Consider the following 19,190-nt stretch of genomic DNA (forward strand, 5'->3'; position numbering starts at 1 on the left):
TCCGGCTCCGGCGTGCCCGCCGATGTTGTGGGTCGCGGCCGGAGCAGGCGATACAGCGACGTCCGGATGATGATGTCCCACAGGGCGGCGTACTTTCCCCACCAGCTTGGCCTGGTTCGTCCAGGTCGGCGATGTGCGGCGAGCTCGTCGCCTCGTCGCCCGGCGAGGCCCCACTTCCGGATGAAAGCCGACCCTTCGGGCTTGTGGCGTGTGAGGGCTTGATCCGCCGTGCCGGAGTGGTCGGAGCGGGGCGGGAGCCCGGGGAGTTGCATGGTCAAACGTCCCTTCGGCGTACCAGCCACGTGGCGGCGATCAAGGGGAGGATCGCGTACGCGATCATGACCAGGGCGGCGGCGATGGAGGACAGGAGAGAGCCGTACACCGAGGTGGTGATGGTGTCACCTGTGATCTCCCGGGGCAACGCGCCGATCATCAGTGATCCGAGGCGCTCACTCCACGGCTCGGGGATGTTGCCGATGATCATGGGGATCACGTAGACGAGCCCCACAATGAGGGCTATCGCACCTGCGGCGGAGCGGAGCAGGGCACCGAAGGCCGTCCCGAGCAGCGCGAGCACCGGCACCGTGAGGCTGAGCGCGAGCAAAAGTGGCAGGCGGTCTTGGAAAGGAGTGGTGTACGCGCCCGCGAAACGGTCGCCCAGCACCTCCCGAGCCAGGAAGTAGGTGCCGAAGACCGTCAGAGTGCCGACGATCAAGCCCAGCGCGCCGACGATGACGGACTTGGCGGCGAGGACCGGCCATCGGCGCGGGACCAGGGTCAGGCTGGTCCTGATCAAGCCGGTCGTGTATTCCGAGGTGATGGTGAGGGCGCCCAGGATGCCCATGCAGAGCTGGGGCACCATGACGAGCACCTCCTCCAGGTCCGCGATCCTGGCGCGGGATCGCTGAGCGGCGGACGCCGTGTCGTACATGCCGGCCGCCATCACGGCGAGTGCCAGGCCTATGGCAATGGCGCTGAGCGCGAGCCCCAGAACCAGGTAGGTCGAGCGGAGCGAGCGGATCTTCACCCACTCGGAAGCGAGAACACTCATGCGCTCCTCCGTCGGCAATCGTGATGACTCTTCGTGTTGTTGGTGGTGGTGTTCTCGGGCCGGTCGAAGTTAGATTTGCCGCTGCCGCTGCCGCTGCCGCTGCCGCTGCCGCTGCCGCTGCCGCTGCTCTTGCCAGTGCCGGTTCGGGTGACTATGCCGATTCGGGTGGCAATGCTGCCGTCGGTGTCGGCGGAAGCGCCAACTTCGGTGTGGGGGCTTCGGTGGGTGCCGGTGCTGTAGGTGTCGGTGCGGCTGCGGATGATGTTCAGGTGGCCTGAGAAGAGCGGTTGGGCGTCGGTGCTCGGTTGGGGCGTGAACGGACGTGTGGCGGCTCTCCTATCGGAGACTGCGTCGTTGGCCGAGTTGGCGCTTAGCAGCCTCGCCGAGCGGTGTGGAAGCACGCGTCCGAGTTGCGTACAGGCTGTGGGGGCGACTGTTCGCAGCAGGCGAGAGCTGATGGCCGATGCGGTGGGGCTGCCGGGGTGGGCGAACGATGGCTCGTGGCGTTCGCAGCCGGGTTTGGTGGCAAGTGTGCGGATGGTCATGCGTCTTTCCGCTTGAGTGCGTAATAGCCGATGGTCAGGGTGACGAGCGGATAGGCGAAGAGCACGGCCAGCGCGGCCCAAGGCGGTAGGAAACCGTCGCCGAGACGGGACGACATGCGCTCGCTTGCTATCTGCGGAATGAGATTCGGTAGGAGAAGTGTGGCGATACGCGTGTTCCACGGTGCTGGCAGGTAGTTGACCGCGCCGGGCAGCACGAACAGTAAGGAGACGACCGACACGAGCGCTCCCGCCGTGGATCGCATGGCGGCGCCGAGGCCGAGCCCTACGAGCGCCAGTGCGGTCACCGACAGGCCGGAGGCGAGAAGGGCGGGCAGGTCGTCGGTGAAGGCGGACTCGTTGAAGCCGAGCTGGCGCTCGCCGGCGATGAGGCGGCTCGTCACGTAGGTCAGCAGGAGAATCGATGTGGCGGTCGCGAACGTGGCCAGAGCGACGATGCCGGTCTTGGCCAAGAACAGGGTGCTGCGTCGCGGGACGACGACGAGACTGGTGCGGATCATGCCGGTGGCGTGTTCGGAGGTGATCGTGAGCACGCCGAGCACGGCGAGACTCAGCTGGACGAGCGGCAGGAAGCCCTCCTCCGGAGCGGCGGCGCGGAGCATCCCCCTCTCGTCGGCGAGGACACACACGTAGACGGTCCAGGCGATGCCGAGGACCACCATCGCGGCGGCGGCGCCGACCGTGTGGAAGGTCGAGGTCACCGAGCGGAGCTTGACCCATTCGGACGAGAGAACTGCCTTCATCGGGCCGCCCCGAATTGAACGCTGCCGGAGGTCAAGGCCATGTAGGCGTCTTCGAGCGAGGGGTAGCGCGCCGTCAGGTCGGCGACCGTGGCCTCGACGATGAGCTTGCCGCGGCCGACGATGACGATGCGCTCCGCGGTGAGTGCCATCTCGCTCATGAGATGGCTGGAGAGCAGGATCGTCCTGCCCTCGGCGGCCAGCGCGCGCATCAGGTCGCGGATCCAGCGCACGCCGTCGGGATCGAGGCCGTTGACCGGTTCGTCGAACATCAATATCCCTGGATCGCCGAGTAACGCGACCGCGATGCCGAGGCGCTGTTTCATGCCGAGGGAGAACCCACCCACCCGTTTACGGGCCACCTCCGCGAGCCCGACCTGCTCCAGCACCTCCGTCACCCGCTTCGGACCGATGTCGTTGGTGCGCGCCAGGCACAGCAGATGGTTGTAGGCACTGCGCCCGCCATGGACGGCGCCGGCGTCGAGTAGGGCGCCGACCTCGCGCATCGGCTTGCTGAGAGAGGTGTATCGACGCCCGTTGACCAGGGCTTGGCCGGAGGTCGGCGCGTCCAGTCCGAGGATCAGACGCATCGTGGTCGATTTGCCTGCGCCGTTGGGACCGAGGAACCCGGTCACATGCCCGGGCTCGACCGCGAAGGACAGATCGTCCACGGCGAGTGTGGCGCCGTAGCGCTTGGTGAGGTGTTGGAGTTCGATCACGCCGTAAAGGATGCGGGACGGCGGGTCGCCGGCGCGTCGGACCACGGTTCGAATCTCAAGGTCAAACCCTGGGTTGACGTGCGCGCACCGCTTCACCGGCTACGTTTCAACGCGTGGACGACACGCATCCCTTCTTCGCCCGACGCAGGAGCCGTCGCGAGCTGATCATGCTCGACGCGGTGGCAGCGCTGTGCTTCGCGTTCGTTGCCCTGACGGTGACGGTTCACGCCACGGCGATACCCCCGTGGATGCGGATCGCCCTTCCTCTCGGTCTGGGGCTGCCACTGGCCCTGCGCAGGCTGTGGCCGCTGAGCGTCTTCTGCCTCACACTCGCTCTCGCGGTCTTCGCCGTGCTGGCCGACGCCATGGGTTTCGCGTACCTGGCGCCGGCGTATGCTCTCTACGTCGTCGCCCTGTCCGACAGACGTGGCACGGTGATTCCGACGATGGGCATCGGGGTGATAAGCCTGGTCACGGTGCTGGGCTTGGTGATGGCCGGCGCGCCGCGCGATCAGGCGCCCGGCTGGCTGCTGCACCTCGACCAGCCGCTGCTCGGCATCGGATCCCTCGGAGCGGCGTGGACCGTCGGCCGGGCCGTGCAGGAGCGCAGGTCCTTCGCGGCCCGCGACGCGGAGCGGCTGGCAGCGCAGGCGGTGGCCGACGAGCGGTTAAGGATCGCTCGCGAGCTGCACGACGTGGTCACGCACAGCGTGGGGCTGATCGCGGTCAAGGCGGGGGTCGCCAACCATGTCATGGCGACCAAGCCGGAGGAGGCGCACGACGCGCTGCGGGTGATCGAGACTGCCAGCAGGAGCGCGCTGGTCGAGATGCGCCACCTGCTCGGCGTGCTGAGATCGACGGAGGCGCCCGAGCGGGTGCCCGCGCCTGGTCCGGCAGGCATTCGGGGGTTGGTGGGGCAGGCTCGGCTGGCCGGGGTCGAGGTGGATCTCGAGCTCGGTGTGTCGGAGAAAGATGGCCCGCATGAGGGGGCAGGGGAGTGGGAGCGGTTGCCTGACGGTGTGGGGCTGTCGGTCTACCGCATCGTGCAGGAGGCGCTCACCAATGTCGTCAAGCACGCCGCGCCCACGCGTTGCCGTGTGTCGGTGGTCGCGGATGGCGAGAATGTCCGGATCGAGGTCGTGGATGACGGCCCGGGGAGGCGCACCACGCCCTCTGACGGTGCCGGTCACGGCCTGATCGGGATGCGGGAGCGGGTCGCGCTGTACGGTGGCGCGTTCGAGGCCGGAAACGTTGCCGGACGGGGATTTCGGGTGTTTGCGAGACTGCCCTACCGGGAGGTCGCATGATTCGCGTGGTCGTGGCCGATGACCAGGCACTGCTCAGGGGCAGTTTCAGGGTGCTGGTGGACTCTGAGCCTGACCTGGAGGTCGTGGGGGAGGCGGCGACGGGAAGTGAGGCCGTGGCTCTCGCGGTGCAGGAGCGTCCGGATGTGGTTCTTATGGACGTACGAATGCCGGAAATGGATGGGATCGAGGCCACTCGTCGAATTCGAGATATCTGCCGGGTGCTGGTGGTGACGATGTTCGATCTTGACTCTTATGTTTATGATGCACTGCGGGCGGGCGCGAGCGGATTTTTGTTGAAGGATACGCCACCGGTGGATCTGCTTGCTGCTATCCGGGTGGTGGCGAGCGGAGAGGCGTTGCTGGCTCCGAAGGTGACGAGGCGGCTGATCGAGGAGTTCACCCGCACTCCTGCGATGCCTCGGGTCAAGGGCTTGGACGGGGTCACCGAGCGGGAACGTGAAGTGCTGACGCTGATCGCGCGAGGATTGTCGAACAATGAGATCGCCGCTCATCTGCAGGTGAGTCTGGCTACGGTGAAGACACACATCACCCGGCTGCTGGCCAAGGTGGAGGCTCGGGATCGGGCCCAGCTCGTCATCGCAGCCTACGAAAGCGGTCTGGTCTCTGCCGCTGGGTTACTGTGAAAAAGGGACGTTCTCTCGAGGAGTAGCACAATTATGGGGATGAGCGCCGAACAAGTGTGATTTCTTGGATTTATTCAGCTTTTGACAGCCAGTCCAGATGGGCGCCGCCGAACGGGCCTTTTCTCTCACCTACCGCGTCGAGCAGCCACTGTGCAGTTGATTCAGCCTGGGTGATCAGATCGGTCGGATAGTTCAGCAAGAGTTGATGTTCGGCGAATTCGTCTTCGTCGTCGAGGATCAGCCGGCCGTCTCGCAGGCGGATCACGTCCAGGTCCAAATCGAGCATGGTGACTTCGTCGTCTCTCCACTCGGGGACGGTGGTGACGTCGACGTAGACCTCCGACTTGTGGGGCGGGGTGTTGAAGGAGGCCGTCCACCAGGCGTCTCGGGGGAACAGCATGATCGCGGTTGTCTCCCAGGTGACAGGTGGGCCGTCGCCTTTGCGGGCGACCGTTCCACCTGGGACTGTCACCCAGATGCCGTACTCATCCTCGCCGAGCACACGACCGGGGTGGTTCCAGTGCAATGCGCCGCCGTACTTTCGAAAGACGATTCGCACATCAGTCATAGGGAGAATTTATCCAGGCCGCATGGGGCTCACACGAGGTGCCCCGCCGCGAGGTCAGGGTGAGTGCTGCGCTGGGGGAGCCGTTCCGACCTCCGCCTCACAAGCCGTGCTCCCTGGATCGCCGGCCACCCGGCAGATGTTGTTCTGCTGGGTGGCGGCTCGGTGAGCGTGGTGCCGGGTGCTCGGGCGACGGATACGGCCGTCGGCATCTCTTACGGCCGTCCGTCTGCGACTCAGACCGGCTACCGGCTACGGCTACCGGCGTGGTCACTGATAGCCGACCGGGTTTCCTGATGACTGCTGTTCAGGCGTGGTTCGTGATGGTTAGAACCGGTCCTTGCCCCCAACCCGGGCCTTTGTCGAGGACGGCTTGGAGGTGCCACTTCGGGGTGTCGGGTGGTCTGGGTCGGGGTGGCTTCAGTGTCACGTGTTCGGCGGGGCCGTTTCGGGTTGGGATGCGTGCCGTGACTGTGCGGGTGTTTTCGATCTTGGGGATGTGTGCCGCGGCCGTGCGGCCGTTTGGGGTCTTGGAGATGTGTGCCGTGCTTGTGCAGGTGTTGGTGGTTTCGGGCATGTGTGCTGCGGTTGTGCGGGTGTTTGCGGTCATGGGATGCGTGCTGCGGTCATGCGGGCGTTTCTGGTTAACGGGGCTTCGCGCTGCGGTGGTGTAGGCGTTCGTGGTTGCGGGGCTGCGCGCTCCGGTTGGGTGAAATTTGTGGTTTCGGGATGTGTGCGCGCGGCCCCGTGTGGGCGTTCGTGGTGGGGCTACTTCGGGTCGTTCACCGGGAGGCGCTGCGGCAGGCCGAGGTGCGGGAACTGGTCGTCGTGGAACGTGATGATCTCGGTGATGGCTCCGCCGGTGATGCGCAGGACGTCGATGGTCAGGGGCAGGTACGCGCCCTCTCCCTGTCGCCACTCGTAGAAGGCGATGGCGGGCTGACGGTTCACAGAGGTAGGGATGGTGCGCAGGTGGGTCAGGTGCTCGAAGCCGCTCTCGATCCAGTCCTTCACCACCGCGTCGCGGCCGACGTACAGGCCCGGGGTGGGTGGCATCGAGCAGCGGACGTCGTCGCGCAGCAGTGCGGCGAGCTTGTCGATGTCCGTCGCCACGCTGGCGTCCGTGTAGCGGCGCACCAGCTCGCGCGCTCCGGCGTCATCCTCGCCGCCGGTCCAGTCCTGTCGTTCGGCGGGCAGGTGCTCGCGCATGCCGGCGCGGGCTCGTTGCAGCGCGCTGTTGACCGAGTTGACGGAGTCCCCGAGGAGCTCCGCGACGTCCTTCGCCGGCCAGCCGAGTACGTCCCGCAGGATCAGCACGGCCCGGGGGCGCGGTGCGAGGTGCTGGACCGCGACCAGGTACGCCAGCTCGATCGTCTCCCGCGCGAGGGCGACGGCTTCCGGTTCGTCCGCGTCGCCGGCGGGCAGCTCGTCGAGCAGCCGGTCCGGGTAGGGCTGCAGCCACAGCACCTCGCCGCCGGTCGCAGGCTCAGGACGGCACTTGGCGAGCAGGTCCAGGCAGGCGTTGGTGGCGATCCGGTACAGCCAGGCCCGGAACGTCGACCGCCCCTCGAAGGTCTCCCGCCGCCGCCAGGCGCGCAGGAACGTCTCCTGTACGGTGTCCTCGGCGTCCTCGAACGAACCGAGCATCCGGTAGCAGTGGACGTGGAGTTCCCGCCGGTGTCGCTCCGCCAGCCCCGAGAACGTCGGTTCGTCGACCTCGGCCAGGCTCCTTGCGTCCAGGCTGCTTTCGCTCGCACCTTTCGGGCCCAGACCGCCTGCGCTCGGCTTCGTCGGTCGTGCGTCCGTGCTCATCACGTCATCCTTCCGCCTCGGTGTGTCCTGTCATAGGTGTGACGGTTGTGGGCGCGACAACTCATCACGAGACGTTGGGCGGCTTGGTGATCAGTGATGGATCTGGTGGGGGTGGAAGCGAGGTTCCGTTGGTGCACGGGTTGGTGTCCTGCGGGGTGGAGGTGGAGGCGGAGTGGTTGTTCGGCCGGTGGGTGGGGTCAGGTTCCGTGGGGTGGGGGTGTTGTTTGGCTTGGTGATCAGTGATGGATGCCGAATACCTCGAGATCGCTGTTGCCAGGCCGTGCGGCTACGGCCAGGTCAGGCAGGGCCTCTGACCCCGGTGGGGGTGGAAGCGGTGCTTCGTTGACGCGCGGTTCGTGTGGCGCGCGGGTTCGTGTCCTCCGGAGTGGAGGTGGAGGCGATGTTCCGCTGGTGTGTGGGGTCAGGTTCCGTGGTGGTGGAGTGGGTTCGGCCGCGTAGTGGAGTGGGTTCGTTCCTGAGAGCTGGCCGCAGTTTCTCGTGAGTTGAGCGCGTATGGCGGGTGAGGTCGTGATCTCGGGTGCGCGGAGTGGACCGGGTGCTGGGGGCCGGTGGTTCCAGGGCTTCGGGGCGTGTGTAGACGCTGCAGAGGATCAGAGGCAGGGGGAGCGCCTATGGGTCACGTTTCTGCAGGTAGACGAGCGGGGCGGGAGGCGCCCCGACGCTTCAATTCCTGTAGCGCAGGAATTCGGTTCTTAGGCCGTCGAAGGCGTGAGGGGTGGGGAGTTGGTCAAGGGACTTCTTGATGGTCAAGGCGCAGTCGCGGGGGCTGGTTGTGGTCGTGTCGCATTCGATGTCATAAGCGCCGTAGGAGTGGACCTGCCGGAGTTGGGCTGCTGCCTGTCCGGGGTGCCGGTCGCCGCGCGCCTTTTCCCGGCGTGCCAGTTCCTGTTCCGAGCAGCGGACGCCGATGAAGACGACGTCCAGACCGCTGAAGACGGTGAGGCAGCCCAGCAGGCGCCACTGCTCGCTGAGGACGTAATCGACGACGAGGTCGTTGCCTGCTTGGGCCATGCCTGCGACTGCACGGTGGAAGCCGGCCCGGGTTCGGGCCAGCGTGGCGGCCAGTTCGTCGGGGTCCAGTTCCAATGTGCGTCGGCGGGCGCGCATTGCGTTGATGGCATCTACCGGCATGTGGAAGAAGGGGCGATCCAGGACTAGCAGGACCTGTTCGGGGTGTGGCTGCCTGTGGTGATTGACGGTGCGGTGTTGGTCGGCAGCCGTGGGTGCTCTCTCGGGCGGTACTAGGTGTGGAGGCGTAGGGCTTGGGCGAGGGTGGTCAGGCGTTGGGGGGAGGCCAGGCCCGCGTGGTACAGGTGGAACTCAGAGGCTCCTGCTTTGGCGTACGTCCTGAGGTGGTCGAGCAGGACGTACGGGTCGGCGGGGCGGGGTGGGAGGGCCAGGACGTAGGCGCCTACTCGCTGGCCTGGTGTGGTGAGTTCCTTCAGGCGGGCCAGGCGGATGGCGTCTGTGGCGGGGTCGCCCCAGCAGTTGGCGACCAGGACGTCGGCGTTCGGTTCGCCTGTGGGGAGAGGGGCGAAGGCGCCGGTGGCCCACGGGTCTGGGTTGGCGTGCAGGGTTATGGGGGTGTTTGGGGCGATTGTGCGGGTGAGGGTTGTCAGGCGTTGGCGGAGGGTGGTGGAGAGGGCGACGCGGATCTCGCGTACTTCGTCGGTCAGGTTGCCGAGGGCCGACTCGATGGTTCCGGGGGTGGGTGAAGAGGCTGTGGCGTTTTCTGTGGTGGGGTTCGCCTGCGGGGTGCGGTCTATGGCGGCGCGTACGGCTGCTGCGGTCGGTTCGGGGTAGCGGGGGGCGCAATTCGTGCAGAAGCAGAGCGAAAGGAGGTCGGCGTCTACTGGGGTCCAGTCCGCGCCGGACGTTTTCTCGTGGACGCTCTGGTGGCCGAAACCCATCGGGCCGCAGGCCTCCAGGATCAGGCCGTCGGGCTCGCCTACCTCGAGGATCTCCTGGACCATCCGTTCGCAGTACTCGATGACGTCCTCGTGGGCGGGGCACAGGGCATAGGGGTACGGGTCGCCGAAGGCGTTGCGTACGACCAGGTCGGGGTTGGCCGTGCCCAGGTGTGAGTTGTGGGTGAGGACGGTCCAGGCGTGCACCTGGAGGCCGGCGGCCTTCAAGGCGTCTCTGGCCTGGAGGTAGGCGTCTGCGGGGGTCCACGTCGGGGCGGCGGGGACGAGGCGAGCCCAGGACGACGGGCGGATCGGGAGGTAGAAGGCGGGGTGCGGTACGTCGAGTACCCGGTGGGCGGGGTGGTACGGCGTGGCGGCCCTTGTCGAGTGATAGCTGGCTGCCAGGGCGACCGCTTGTACGCCGAGGTCCGCCAGGCGGCCTGGAGCCGACGGGTCCCCGACCACGTCCCATGGGTAGAGGTAGGCGAGGTTCATCAGGGCATCTCCTTGCCGCCGTTGATCGGCGGGTCTTCTTGTCGATGGTGGTGGTGAGTGTGGGTGGTCGGAGCTTCAGTCTTGCGGGCAGTTGTCCGGGAAGTCGGTAGCCGGGTGAATGCGGCTGGGTGGTGGCGAGAGCTGAGGGCGCTGGTGGGGCTGTGGTGCGGGTGGCTGGCGGCAGGGTGATGGTGGGGCAGTGGTGCGGGTGGCTGGCGGCAGGGCGGTGGTGGGCAGGGGTGTGGGTGGTTGATGGCTGGGTGCGGGGTGGTCACCAGCGGGGGCGCTTTGCGGTGAAGGTGGGGGTGAAGCGTTGCATGTACGAGGTGTCGTTGCGGGCGACGATGCCGCACTTCTCGTACTGCTCGTTCATGACCGCCAGTGCGTCCCGGTCGAGGTCCACGCCCAGGCCCGGGGCGGTGGGTACGGGGACGGCGCCGTTCGTGAAGTGGAGGGTGCCGGGCTGGATCACGTCCTGGCCGTCCTGCCAGGGGGTGTGCGTGTCGCAGGCGAAGGTGAGGTTTGGCGTGGCGGCGGCCAGATGGGTCATGGCGGCCAGGCTGATGCCGAGGTGGGAGTTGGAGTGCATGGACATGGCCAGGCCGAAGGCGTCGCACATGGCGGCGATGTGTGCGGAACGTACGAGTCCGCCCCAATAGTGGTGGTCCAGGAGGAGGACGCCGATGGCGCGGGTGGCGGCCATCGCGGGCGGGAAGTGTTCGGGGGTGACCACGCACATGTTGGTAGCCAGGGGCATGGGGACGGCGGCGGCGACTTCGGCCATGCCCGGAATGCCGGCCGTGGGGTCCTCCAGGTATTGGAGGACGCCGTCGAGTTCCCGGCCTACGCGGATCGAGGTCTCCACGGTCCAGGCGGCGTTCGGGTCGAGGCGGAGTGGTACGCCGGGGAACGCCTCGTGTAGGGCGCGGATCGCGGCGATCTCTTCGTCGGGAGGGTGAACGCCGCCCTTGAGCTTGATGGACTCGAAGCCGTACTCGTCGATGAGGAGTCTCGCCTGCTCGACGATGCCGGCCGCGTCCAGTGCGGCGCCGAATCTGTCGGGCTGCTGCTCGTCCGGGTGGCCGGCCCACTTGTAGAAGAGGTACGCGCTGTACGGCACGGCGTCCCTGACCCTGCCGCCGAGCAGGTCCGAGACCGGGACGCCGGCTGCTTTGCCGCGAATGTCGAGGCAGGCGACGTCGAAGGGGGAGAAGACCCGGTCGACGGTCCTCTCCCTGGTCCTCTCCCTGGTCCTCTCCCTGGTCCTCTCCTTGGTCCTTTCCCCGGTCCTCGCCCCGGTTCTCTTCCCGGTCCTTTCCTTGGGGTTGGTGGCGACAGTGAAAGGGCCAGGTGTGGTGCCGGTTTCGGTTGCGGTGGTGCCGGGTTCGGGGGCGCCGAGGAATGCGGCGATGCGGGCGTACATGGTGTTCGTGGCGTGGACGTCGAGGCCGATCAGGGCCTGCGCGCACGTGCGTACCTTGCCGAGATGGTCGAGGTCTCCGTAGGTCTCGCCCAACCCGGTCAGACCTTGATCGGTGACGACCTCGACAATGGTACGGAGGGCCCACGGCTCGTGGACTCCTGCGGCGTTGAGCAGAGGCGGATCCCGGAAGGCGACGGGGGTGACGTGGATCTGCCTAATGATCATTCGCAACGCCGTCCATATATGTGAACAATAGCCAGATTTGTGGACAAGTTGTCGCAACTGTAAGAATTGGGCTGAATAAGTGTCAAGACTCCGAAGGGCCATTCGATGATCTACGGACACGACCCCAGGACCGGCGAGACCGTGGGCGCCGCCCTGCCCGAGACCGACAGCGCCGGGGTCGACTTGATCGTCTCTGCCGCGGCGGCGGCCGGTGCGGCCTGGCGCGCGACCCCGGCGGCTGAGCGGGCCGTCGCGCTGGAGGCCGTCGCCGACGCGCTCACCGCCCACGTGGACGAACTGTGGCAGCTCGCCGACCAGGAGACCGCGCTCGGCGAGGCGCGGCTGCGCGGCGAGGTGGCGCGGACGGCGGGGCAGTTCAGGCTCTTCGCCGAGGTGATCAGGGATGGCGGCTACCTGGAGGCCATCATCGATCACGCCGACCCTTCGCTCGCACCGCCCAGGCCGGACGTGCGGCGGATGAAGAACGCGCTGCAGGGCGTCGTGGCCGTGTTCGCGGCCAGCAACTTCCCCTTCGCGTTCTCGGTGGCCGGTGGTGACACCGCCTCCGCCCTGGCCGCCGGCTGCCCCGTGGTCGTCAAGGCGCATCCCGGGCACCCCAACACCTCCGAGCGAGTGGCCAAGATCGTACGCGAGGCGCTGCCGAACCCGGACCTGCTCGGGCTGGTCCAGGGCATGCAGGCGGGCGCCGACCTCGTCCAGCACCCCGGCGTGGTCGCGGCCGGGTTCACGGGGTCCGTGTCCGGGGGCAAGGCCATCCAGAAGCTGATCGACGACCGAGAGGTGCCGATCCCGTTCTTCGGCGAGCTCGGCAGCGTCAACCCGGTGGTCGTGCTGCCTTCCGCGCCCGCCAAGGAGGTGGCCACGGGGTTCGCCGGGTCGCTGACGCTCGGGGTGGGGCAGTTCTGCACGAACCCCGGGCTGCTGTTCGTGCCCGAGAACGACGAGCTGCGCCAGGCGATCGTCGAGGCCGTCGAGGGCACCAGCGGCGGCCCCATGCTGGCCGAGCGGATCAGGGACGGCTACCTCGGCGGCGTCGAGCGCCTGGGTGAGCTGCGGCTGCTGGCCGAGGGCAAGCCGGGAGAGGGCAGCCTGGCCGTCACGCCCAAGGTCTTCACGGCCGACCTCGACACGTTCGCCGGCAAGCTGCCGAACATCGGCGAGGAGTGCTTCGGGCCCGCGTCGATCGTGGTGACGTACCGGAACGTCTCCGACCTGCCGCCGGTGCTGGAGCGGCTCGAAGGGTCGCTGACCGCGACCGTGCACGGCACCGAGGCCGACGAGGCCGCGGAGGTCGCCGGCGTGCTGGGCCGCAAGGCCGGGCGGCTCATCTGGAACGGCTGGCCGACCGGGGTCGCCGTGTGCTGGGCCATGCATCACGGTGGGCCCTGGCCCGCCGCGACGACCACCTCCACGTCCGTGGGGGCCACGGCGATCGAGCGCTGGCTCGCGCCCACGGCCTACCAGGACTGGCCGGAGGCGCTGCTGCCGGACGAGCTCAAGGAAGCCAATCCGCTGTCCATTCCGCGCAGGGTGGATGGACGTATGCAGGGCTAGGCAGGCATACATGTGCAGGGCCAGGGCGGGCCTGAGTTCTCCCGTCCGTCCCTAGGTCCTCCCTAAGTGGTGGCGTGTGGTGACGGGGCTGGTGGCGCCGTGGCGGACAGCCCCGTGACCTGTGGCGACCGGGCTCGTGATCCGCAGCGACGGGGCTGCGGCCTTATGGCCCGTGGTCACGGGGTCCTGTCTCCGTCGTCAGTGCTGTCGGCTGATCGTGGGGAACGAGGGGCCCAGCGCGTACGCACGACCCCTTCAGGCGTCCACGAGCCCCAGACCGGTGGCGATGAGGCGCTCCAGGGCGCGCAGGTGTTCGGGAGCCGGGTCCGCCAACGGCGCCCGTACCCCGCCCACCTCCAGCCCCCGCAACCGCACCCCCGCCTTGACCAGCGACACCGCGTACCCGGGCACGAGATCGCGCAGCTCCACCAGCGGCAGATAGAAGTCGGTGAGCAGGCGCCGGACCATGACCTCGTCGCCTCCGGTGACGGCTTTGTTGAAGGCGAGGGCGATCTCGGGGGCGAAGGCGAAGACGGCGCTGGAGTAGAGGTTGACGCCGATCCCCCGGTAGGCGGGGACGGTCAGCTCGGCGGTCGGGAGGCCGTTGAAGAACGTGAAGTCCTCGCCGGCGCTCGCGCGGACGGTCAGGATGATGCGTTGCAGCAGGTCGAAGTCGCCCAGGCCGTCCTTGAAGCCGATCACGCCGGGGTGGCGGGCCAGTTCGGCCACGGCGGCGGGGGTGAAGCGGGCGTTGCCGCGCTGGTACATGACGCACGGCAGGCCGGCGGCGTCCACCACCTCGCGGACGTAGCGCACCAGGCCGGCGGCGGGGCCGGTGACCAGGTACGGCGGCATGAGCAGCAGGCCGTCGGCGCCCTGGTCGGCGGCGGCGCTGGCGAGGGCGCGCGCGGACGGGAGCGGGCCGCCGGCGCCGGCGAGAACGGGGACGCGGCCGGCGGTGGCGGTGACCGCGGTGGCCACGACGCGGGTGTACTCGTCGAGGTCGAGGGCGTTGAACTCGCCGGTGCCGCACGCGGCGAACACTCCGCCGGCCCCGGCCGCGACCCCGTCGGACACGTGCCGGGCGAGGACGGGTTCGGCGAGGCGGCCGTCGGAGCCGAACGGGGTGACCGGGAAGAACAGAACGCCGTCAAGCCGCATCAACGCCTCCTACCTCAAGGGGCCGGGAAGAACAGGACGCCGCTAGCGGATGCCCTCCCTGCGGAGAGTGGCGGCCAGCTTCCGCGTATGTCTGATCACCGCTTCGGTGATCCGTTCCACGTCGGCAGGCGGCAGCCCGGCCGGCATCGAGCAGCTGATCGCGTCCGTCGCCGGGATGCGGTAGTCGACGGCCACGGCCACGCAGGCCACCCCGGGCGTGCCCTGCTCGCGTTCGTAGGACCAGCCGCGCGTGCGGACCTGGTCGAGCTCGCCCGTGAGCTTGGTCAGGTCGGTGATCGTGTGGTCGGTCAGTCCGGTCAGCGGCTGGGGCAGCAGCGCCCCGACCTCGTCGTCGGTGAGCTGGGCGAGCAGCACCTGGCCGAGCGCGGTGACGTGGGCGGGCAGGCGCCGGCCGACGCGGGGGATGATGTGGTCGGCCTCGCGGGAGTCGCGGGTCGCGAGGTAGAGCACGTGGGCTCCGTCGCGGCGGGCGAAGTGCACGGTCTGCCCGATCTCGTCGCGCAGGTCTTCCAGGCTCTCCTGGGCGAACGGCAGCGCGGGGTCCTTGTCGAGGTAGGCGGTGCCGGTCAGCAGCGCGTGGGGCCCGATCCCGAACGCCGATCTGGCCGCGTCGGTCTCGACCCAGTTGAGCTCGACCAGGGTGCGCATGAGAGCGTGCAGGCTGCTGCGCGGGAATCCGGTGCGCTGCTGGAGCTCGGACAACGTCAGGTGGTCGTGTGAATCTGCGAGAGTTTCCAGGATGCGTACGGTCCGCTCGGCGGACTTGACCAGCTGGGGCTCCATGCTCATCCCATCTCGTATCCATCGGCGGGCTCGGGCATCCAGGATATGGGATGCCGTCCAGATACATGGACACTCAGCCCTTGACCGCGCCGCTTGTCAGACCGCGCATGAACTGCCGCTGGAACGCCAGGAACGCGATGATCGACGGCAGCAGCGCCAGCAACGAGGCCGCCAGCAGCACGCCGATCCCGACCTCCTCGTCGGAGCGCAGGGAGCGCAGCGCGATGGGCAGCGTCCACATGTCCGACTGCGGCGCGACGATCAGGGGGAGCAGGTACTGGTCCCAGATCATCGTGAAACCGAAGACGCCGATGACGCCGAGCGCCGGGCGGCACAGCGGCAGGATGATCGTGGCGAAGATGCGCAGCTCTCCCGCGCCGTCGATGCGCGCGGCCTCCTCCAGTTCGACCGGCACCTCCTTCATGAACTCGGTCATGACGAGGATGGAGAACCCCCAGGCCCCGACGGGCAGGATCATGCCGGCGTACGTGCCGATGAGGTTGACGTGCAGCAGCGGCATGTCGGCCAGGACGAGGGAGAGGGGGATCGCGATGATCTCCTCGGGGAGCATCATCGTGGCGAGCATGAGCAGCATCACGAACGTCATGCCGCGAAACTTCTTGCGGGCCAGCGAGTACGCCGCGAAGACGCTCACCAGCACCTGCAGCAGCAGCCCGAAGCCCACGACGATGAAGGAGTTGAGCAGGTACAGGTAGACGTTCTTCTCCTGGGCCTTGATGAAGTTCTCCAGGGTGAACTCGTCCGGCCACAGGGAAAAAGAGGTGGGGTCGAGGGTCTTGTTGAAGGCGCTGATGAGCAGCCCGACCAGCGGCCCGGTGAAAACGACCACCATAGCCCCATAAATCAGGAACTTTCCGGTGGTGGCCAGCGGGCCGCGCCGCGACTCCAGGCCCAGCGCGCTGTCGAACCTCATGTCGCCTGCCTCCTGCGCAACATCTGCACGATCACGGTGAGCGCCAGCGTGGCCAGGAACAGCACGATTCCGCCCGCCGAGGCGACCCCCAGCTCGTTCTTCTGGAACCCGAGCTTGTAGATCAAGGTCATCAGCACTTCGGAGGAGCCGTTCGGGCCGCCGTTCGTGAGCACGTACACCTCGACGAAGACCCGCAGGCCGCGGATGGCCGCCAGCGTGAACAGGATCCAGAACACCGGCCGCAGCGCGGGCAGCGTGATGTGCCGCAGCCGCCGCCAGGTGGAGGCGCCGTCCACGGCCGCGGCCTCGTACAGGCTGCGGTCCACGCCGACCAGACCGGCCAGGAAGATCATCATGTCGTACGGGGTGCCGCGCCAGATGCTCATCAGCATGATCGACATCAGCGAGGAGTCCTCGCTGGCCAGCCACGGCTGCGGATCGACGCCGGCCCAGCCGATCACGATGTTGAGCATCCCGCTGTCGGCCGGGTGGAACATGATGCGCCACACCTCGGCCACGGCCGCCATCGTGGTGACGACCGGCAGGAAGGCCGCGGTCCTGACGAACCACAGGTAACGCGCCGGCCCCTCGATGAGCAGCGCCAGCCCGAGGCCCAGCACGATCGAGCCGAGCGTGGTGCCGAGGGCCAGCACGACGCTGTGCCAGATCGCCGCGCCGAACTCGTCGTCGGTGATGATCGTCTGGTAGTTCTGAAAGCCGACCCACTCGTCACCGAGAAACGTCTGGACCTTGAACAGGCTCTTCCACAGGCCCACGAACATCGGGATGAACTTGAAATACAGGAAGAGCAGCAGCGCGGGCGCCAGGAACAGCCAGGCGATCAGCGGTCCCCGCCACCGCGCCGATTTCGGCGGGTGGCCGGGAGCCGCCGTCCGGCCGGACGCCGGGGCGAGTGTGGAGGTCATGACGCTTTCTGGCTCTGCAGTTCCTGGGTGAGTTTCGTGTTGAGCTCATCCATCGCCGTCTTGACGTTGGCGGAGCAGTCGGCCCAGACCGCGTTGATGGTGTCGGCGGAGGTCTGGCGGATCGGCGCCCAGTTGGGCACCGGCGGGGCGTAGACGGCGTTCGCGTACGACTCCTGGAACACCTTCCAGCGCGGGTCCTGCCGCTCGGCGGCCATGTCGACCGTGGTGTTGACCGGCAGACGCACGATGGCGCCGTTGGCGTCCTTGTTCATGCCGATCTTCTGGCCCTCGGGCGAGATGGCGAATTCGGCGAACTTCTTCTGGTTGTCCGGGTTCGGGGACCCGGCCATCATGTAGACGTTCTCGCCCTCGCCGAGCGTGCCGGGGCCGCCGGAGGGCCCCTTGGGCACGGGCAGGACCTCGATCTTGTCGGTGCCGATGCTGTTGACGAACCTGGCCAGCACGTACGGCCCGACCAGGTAGATGCCGCCCTGGCCCTTCTCGAACACCTCGTGCGTGACGGTGGTGTCGTTGCTGACGGCGCCCGGGTTGACGGTCTTGGTCTTGCAGAACTGGTCCTGGAGGAACTGCACGGCCTCCACGGTCTTGGGGTCGTTCACCGTGGCGGCGTACTTGCCGCCGCCTGCGGCCTTGATGAAGTCGCCGCCGTTGGCGTAGATGAGCGAGGAGGCGTACCAGGAGGCGTAGCCGCGCTTGGTGCCCGCGGGGGCCACGAAGCCGGCGGTGTCCTTCTGGCCGTTGCCGTCGGGGTCCTTCTCGGTGAAGGCGACGGCCAGTTCGGCCAGGTCCTCCCAGGTCTCGGGCGGCTCCATGCCCACCTTCTCGCGCCAGTCCTTGCGCACGATCAGCGCGAACGACTGGGCCGAGAACGGGGCCGCGTAGAACTTGCCGTCGGCCCCGGTGGCGGCCGTCCAGGCGGTCTCCGCGATCTGGTCACCGCCCTTGAGCGCGGCCTTGTCGACCGGCGCCAGCCAGCCCTGGGTGACCATGTTGCCGAGTTGCGCGGTGTCGTTGATGACGATGTCGGGCAGGTCTTTCTGCGCCGCCTGCTGGTTCAGTTTGGTCTCGAAGTCGTCGAAAAGGGCGACGACTTTCGTCTGTACGCCACTGGCCTTGGTAAAACCCTCGGCCAGCTTCACGGCGGTCTTGGCGGAGTCGGAATCGGGTGGTTGCCTGATCCAGATCTCCAAGGCGTTGTCGGAACTAGACGATGATCCCCCGGACCCGCAGGCTGTCACTCCTAAGGCCAGAGCCGCGGTCATCGCGGCTCCCAGCAGACGACGTGACATCAGACCGCCTCCTGTTCACATATGTGGACATGAGTCGTGGACTTGGATGTGTGCCTGTGAACGTAACTAGTGGCATGGCTCACGGTCAATATTCAAGGATGTGAATTTCAGTCAGATTCGTGTACATCATTGAGGCATGCGCATTCTCATGACAGGGGCCTCGGGAAAGGTCGGGACGCTGCTCCGGCCGCGACTCGCGCGTGAGGGCCGTACGCTGCGGCTTTCCGACATCCAGCCGGTCGAGCCCGGGCCCGGCGAGGAATGGGTGACGGCCGACCTGACCGACCCGGCCGCCGTGGCCGAGGCCGTGAAGGGCGTGGACGCCGTGCTGCACCTGGGCGGCCAGAGCAGGGAGCACCCCTGGGCCGACATCGTGCAGGCCAACATCAACGGGACCCAGGTGCTGCTGGAGGCGGCGCGGAAGGAGGGGGTCGAGCACGTCCTGCTCATGGGCAGCCACCACGCGGCCGGCTACCAGACCCGCCCCGAGTCGGGCGCGGACCTGCCCGACTACGCCTTCCCCAGACCGGACACCTTCTACGGCGTGAGCAAGGTCGTCATGGAGGCCCTCGGCAGCCTCTACCACGACCGGTTCGGCATGAATGTCACCGTGGTCCGCCTCGGCACCTGCAGCGAGGCCCCCGCCGACACGCGCGGGCTGGCCACCTGGATCTCGCCCGACGACCTGACCCGCCTGGTCGAGGCCGGGCTGAGCGCGACCGGCTACCACGTGGTCTGGGGCGTCTCCGACAGCCCGCGCCGCTGGTGGTCGCTGGAGGAGGCCAAGGCCATCGGGTTCGAGTCGAAGGACAGCTCCGAGCCGTTCGCCGCCGCCCTCATCGAGGCGCAGGGCGAGCCCGACGTGTCCGAGCCGCTGCACCACCGCGCGGGCGGCGTCTTCACGCTGAACGAGCTCGGCGGGAAGTGGTGAGCTGACCCGCCTGCCGGGGCAACCGGTTGCAAGAACCTTGACGGCGCCAGCTATGAACGCCAAGGTTTGATCTGGCA

17 protein-coding genes and 1 pseudogene are annotated in these 19,190 nt (G+C 67.8%); 4 read left to right on the forward strand and 14 right to left on the reverse strand.

The genetic code is table 11. The features are described 5' to 3' along the window. Positions 1-274 precede the first annotated feature (274 nt). The 4 genes and pseudogenes from AB0C28_RS14760 to AB0C28_RS14775 all read right to left on the reverse strand — a co-directional run. The gene (locus AB0C28_RS14760; protein WP_358074694.1) at positions 275-1,051 is read right to left on the reverse strand and encodes an ABC transporter permease; all 777 of its coding nucleotides are present in this window, start codon (positions 1,049-1,051) and stop codon (positions 275-277) included. Continuing rightward, the gene (locus AB0C28_RS14765; RefSeq protein ID WP_358074697.1) at positions 1,048-1,596 is read right to left on the reverse strand and encodes a hypothetical protein; all 549 of its coding nucleotides are present in this window, start codon (positions 1,594-1,596) and stop codon (positions 1,048-1,050) included. Before AB0C28_RS14765 ends, AB0C28_RS14760 begins: the two co-directional genes overlap by 4 nt. After that, positions 1,593-2,357, reverse strand: a complete 765-nt coding sequence (locus AB0C28_RS14770) for an ABC transporter permease subunit (RefSeq protein ID WP_358074700.1) — start codon at positions 2,355-2,357, stop codon at positions 1,593-1,595. The genes AB0C28_RS14765 and AB0C28_RS14770 overlap by 4 nt, the downstream gene beginning before the upstream one ends. 77 nt (positions 2,358-2,434) lie before the next feature. Beyond that, positions 2,435-3,073, reverse strand: a pseudogene (locus tag AB0C28_RS14775) (ATP-binding cassette domain-containing protein); the annotation flags it as partial. A gap of 113 nt (positions 3,074-3,186) precedes the next feature. On the opposite strand from AB0C28_RS14775, the gene AB0C28_RS14780 reads away from it, so the two are divergent. Together AB0C28_RS14780 and AB0C28_RS14785 are read left to right on the forward strand one after the other, a co-directional pair. Next, a complete protein-coding gene (locus tag AB0C28_RS14780) occupies positions 3,187-4,380 on the forward strand; it encodes a histidine kinase (RefSeq protein ID WP_357837519.1) in 1,194 nt (397 codons plus the stop codon). Then, positions 4,377-5,024, forward strand: a complete 648-nt coding sequence (locus AB0C28_RS14785; RefSeq protein WP_357837516.1) for a response regulator transcription factor — start codon at positions 4,377-4,379, stop codon at positions 5,022-5,024. The genes AB0C28_RS14780 and AB0C28_RS14785 overlap by 4 nt, the downstream gene beginning before the upstream one ends. Before the next feature lie 70 nt (positions 5,025-5,094). On the opposite strand, the gene AB0C28_RS14790 is transcribed toward AB0C28_RS14785, so the two are convergent. The 5 genes from AB0C28_RS14790 to AB0C28_RS14810 all read right to left on the reverse strand — a co-directional run bounded on the left by AB0C28_RS14790 (position 5,095) and on the right by AB0C28_RS14810 (position 11,472). After that, positions 5,095-5,592: a DUF402 domain-containing protein gene (locus AB0C28_RS14790; RefSeq protein ID WP_357837513.1), complete on the reverse strand. Its 498-nt coding sequence runs from the start codon at positions 5,590-5,592 to the stop codon at positions 5,095-5,097. A 765-nt stretch (positions 5,593-6,357) separates the two neighbouring features. Continuing rightward, entirely contained in the window at positions 6,358-7,401 is a 1,044-nt protein-coding gene (locus tag AB0C28_RS14795; protein WP_357837510.1) for an RNA polymerase subunit sigma-70, read from the reverse strand. 684 nt (positions 7,402-8,085) lie between these two features. Further along, positions 8,086-8,583, reverse strand: coding sequence for a chloramphenicol phosphotransferase (locus AB0C28_RS14800; protein WP_358075496.1), 498 nt, complete (start codon positions 8,581-8,583; stop codon positions 8,086-8,088). 80 nt (positions 8,584-8,663) lie between these two features. Further along, positions 8,664-9,824, reverse strand: coding sequence for a hypothetical protein (locus AB0C28_RS14805; RefSeq protein WP_358074703.1), 1,161 nt, complete (start codon positions 9,822-9,824; stop codon positions 8,664-8,666). Positions 9,825-10,095: 271 nt separating this feature from the next. Next, on the reverse strand, positions 10,096-11,472 hold the full coding sequence (locus AB0C28_RS14810) for an enolase C-terminal domain-like protein (protein WP_358074706.1): 1,377 nt from the start codon (positions 11,470-11,472) through the stop codon (positions 10,096-10,098). A 105-nt stretch (positions 11,473-11,577) separates the two neighbouring features. On the opposite strand from AB0C28_RS14810, the gene AB0C28_RS14815 reads away from it, so the two are divergent. After that, the gene (locus tag AB0C28_RS14815) at positions 11,578-13,047 is read left to right on the forward strand and encodes an aldehyde dehydrogenase (NADP(+)) (RefSeq protein ID WP_357837501.1); all 1,470 of its coding nucleotides are present in this window, start codon (positions 11,578-11,580) and stop codon (positions 13,045-13,047) included. 255 nt (positions 13,048-13,302) lie between these two features. On the opposite strand, the gene AB0C28_RS14820 is transcribed toward AB0C28_RS14815, so the two are convergent. From AB0C28_RS14820 to AB0C28_RS14840, 5 genes are all read right to left on the reverse strand, one after another. Then, positions 13,303-14,208 (reverse strand): 5-dehydro-4-deoxyglucarate dehydratase, encoded by a 906-nt coding sequence (locus tag AB0C28_RS14820; protein ID WP_358074709.1) that lies wholly within the window; start codon positions 14,206-14,208, stop codon positions 13,303-13,305. 42 nt (positions 14,209-14,250) lie between these two features. Further along, complete coding sequence (locus AB0C28_RS14825; RefSeq protein WP_357837495.1) at positions 14,251-15,018, reverse strand: IclR family transcriptional regulator; 768 nt, start codon at positions 15,016-15,018, stop codon at positions 14,251-14,253. A 67-nt stretch (positions 15,019-15,085) separates the two neighbouring features. Next, complete coding sequence (locus AB0C28_RS14830) at positions 15,086-15,946, reverse strand: carbohydrate ABC transporter permease (RefSeq protein ID WP_357837493.1); 861 nt, start codon at positions 15,944-15,946, stop codon at positions 15,086-15,088. After that, positions 15,943-16,872 (reverse strand): sugar ABC transporter permease, encoded by a 930-nt coding sequence (locus AB0C28_RS14835; RefSeq protein WP_358074712.1) that lies wholly within the window; start codon positions 16,870-16,872, stop codon positions 15,943-15,945. Before AB0C28_RS14835 ends, AB0C28_RS14830 begins: the two co-directional genes overlap by 4 nt. Continuing rightward, positions 16,869-18,083 carry a sugar ABC transporter substrate-binding protein gene (locus tag AB0C28_RS14840; RefSeq protein WP_358074715.1) on the reverse strand — a complete coding sequence of 405 codons (1,215 nt, stop codon included), beginning with the start codon at positions 18,081-18,083 and terminating at the stop codon, positions 16,869-16,871. The genes AB0C28_RS14835 and AB0C28_RS14840 overlap by 4 nt, the downstream gene beginning before the upstream one ends. 235 nt (positions 18,084-18,318) lie before the next feature. Between AB0C28_RS14840 and AB0C28_RS14845 the strand changes: the two genes are divergently transcribed. Continuing rightward, the gene (locus AB0C28_RS14845; protein WP_358074718.1) at positions 18,319-19,113 is read left to right on the forward strand and encodes an NAD(P)-dependent oxidoreductase; all 795 of its coding nucleotides are present in this window, start codon (positions 18,319-18,321) and stop codon (positions 19,111-19,113) included. Positions 19,114-19,190: the final 77 nt, after the last annotated feature.

Source organism: Nonomuraea sp. NPDC048892, assembly GCF_040649735.1.
In the GTDB taxonomy this organism is placed as follows: Bacteria; Actinomycetota; Actinomycetes; order Streptosporangiales; family Streptosporangiaceae; genus Nonomuraea; species Nonomuraea maheshkhaliensis.

Bases quoted from the DNA above. Each gene is read 5' to 3' on its own strand.
- AB0C28_RS14835 (WP_358074712.1), bottom strand. From the start codon at position 16,872: ATGACCTCCACACTCGCCCCGGCGTCCGGCCGGACGGCGGCTCCCGGC.
- AB0C28_RS14825 (WP_357837495.1), bottom strand. From the start codon at position 15,018: ATGAGCATGGAGCCCCAGCTGGTCAAGTCCGCCGAGCGGACCGTACGC.
- AB0C28_RS14790 (WP_357837513.1), bottom strand. From the start codon at position 5,592: ATGACTGATGTGCGAATCGTCTTTCGAAAGTACGGCGGCGCATTGCAC.
- AB0C28_RS14765 (WP_358074697.1), bottom strand. From the start codon at position 1,596: ATGACCATCCGCACACTTGCCACCAAACCCGGCTGCGAACGCCACGAG.
- AB0C28_RS14795 (WP_357837510.1), bottom strand. From the start codon at position 7,401: ATGAGCACGGACGCACGACCGACGAAGCCGAGCGCAGGCGGTCTGGGC.
- AB0C28_RS14815 (WP_357837501.1), top strand. From the start codon at position 11,578: ATGATCTACGGACACGACCCCAGGACCGGCGAGACCGTGGGCGCCGCC.
- AB0C28_RS14810 (WP_358074706.1), bottom strand. From the start codon at position 11,472: ATGATCATTAGGCAGATCCACGTCACCCCCGTCGCCTTCCGGGATCCG.
- AB0C28_RS14830 (WP_357837493.1), bottom strand. From the start codon at position 15,946: ATGAGGTTCGACAGCGCGCTGGGCCTGGAGTCGCGGCGCGGCCCGCTG.
- AB0C28_RS14820 (WP_358074709.1), bottom strand. From the start codon at position 14,208: ATGCGGCTTGACGGCGTTCTGTTCTTCCCGGTCACCCCGTTCGGCTCC.
- AB0C28_RS14770 (WP_358074700.1), bottom strand. From the start codon at position 2,357: ATGAAGGCAGTTCTCTCGTCCGAATGGGTCAAGCTCCGCTCGGTGACC.
- AB0C28_RS14785 (WP_357837516.1), top strand. From the start codon at position 4,377: ATGATTCGCGTGGTCGTGGCCGATGACCAGGCACTGCTCAGGGGCAGT.
- AB0C28_RS14760 (WP_358074694.1), bottom strand. From the start codon at position 1,051: ATGAGTGTTCTCGCTTCCGAGTGGGTGAAGATCCGCTCGCTCCGCTCG.
- AB0C28_RS14805 (WP_358074703.1), bottom strand. From the start codon at position 9,824: ATGAACCTCGCCTACCTCTACCCATGGGACGTGGTCGGGGACCCGTCG.
- AB0C28_RS14845 (WP_358074718.1), top strand. From the start codon at position 18,319: ATGCGCATTCTCATGACAGGGGCCTCGGGAAAGGTCGGGACGCTGCTC.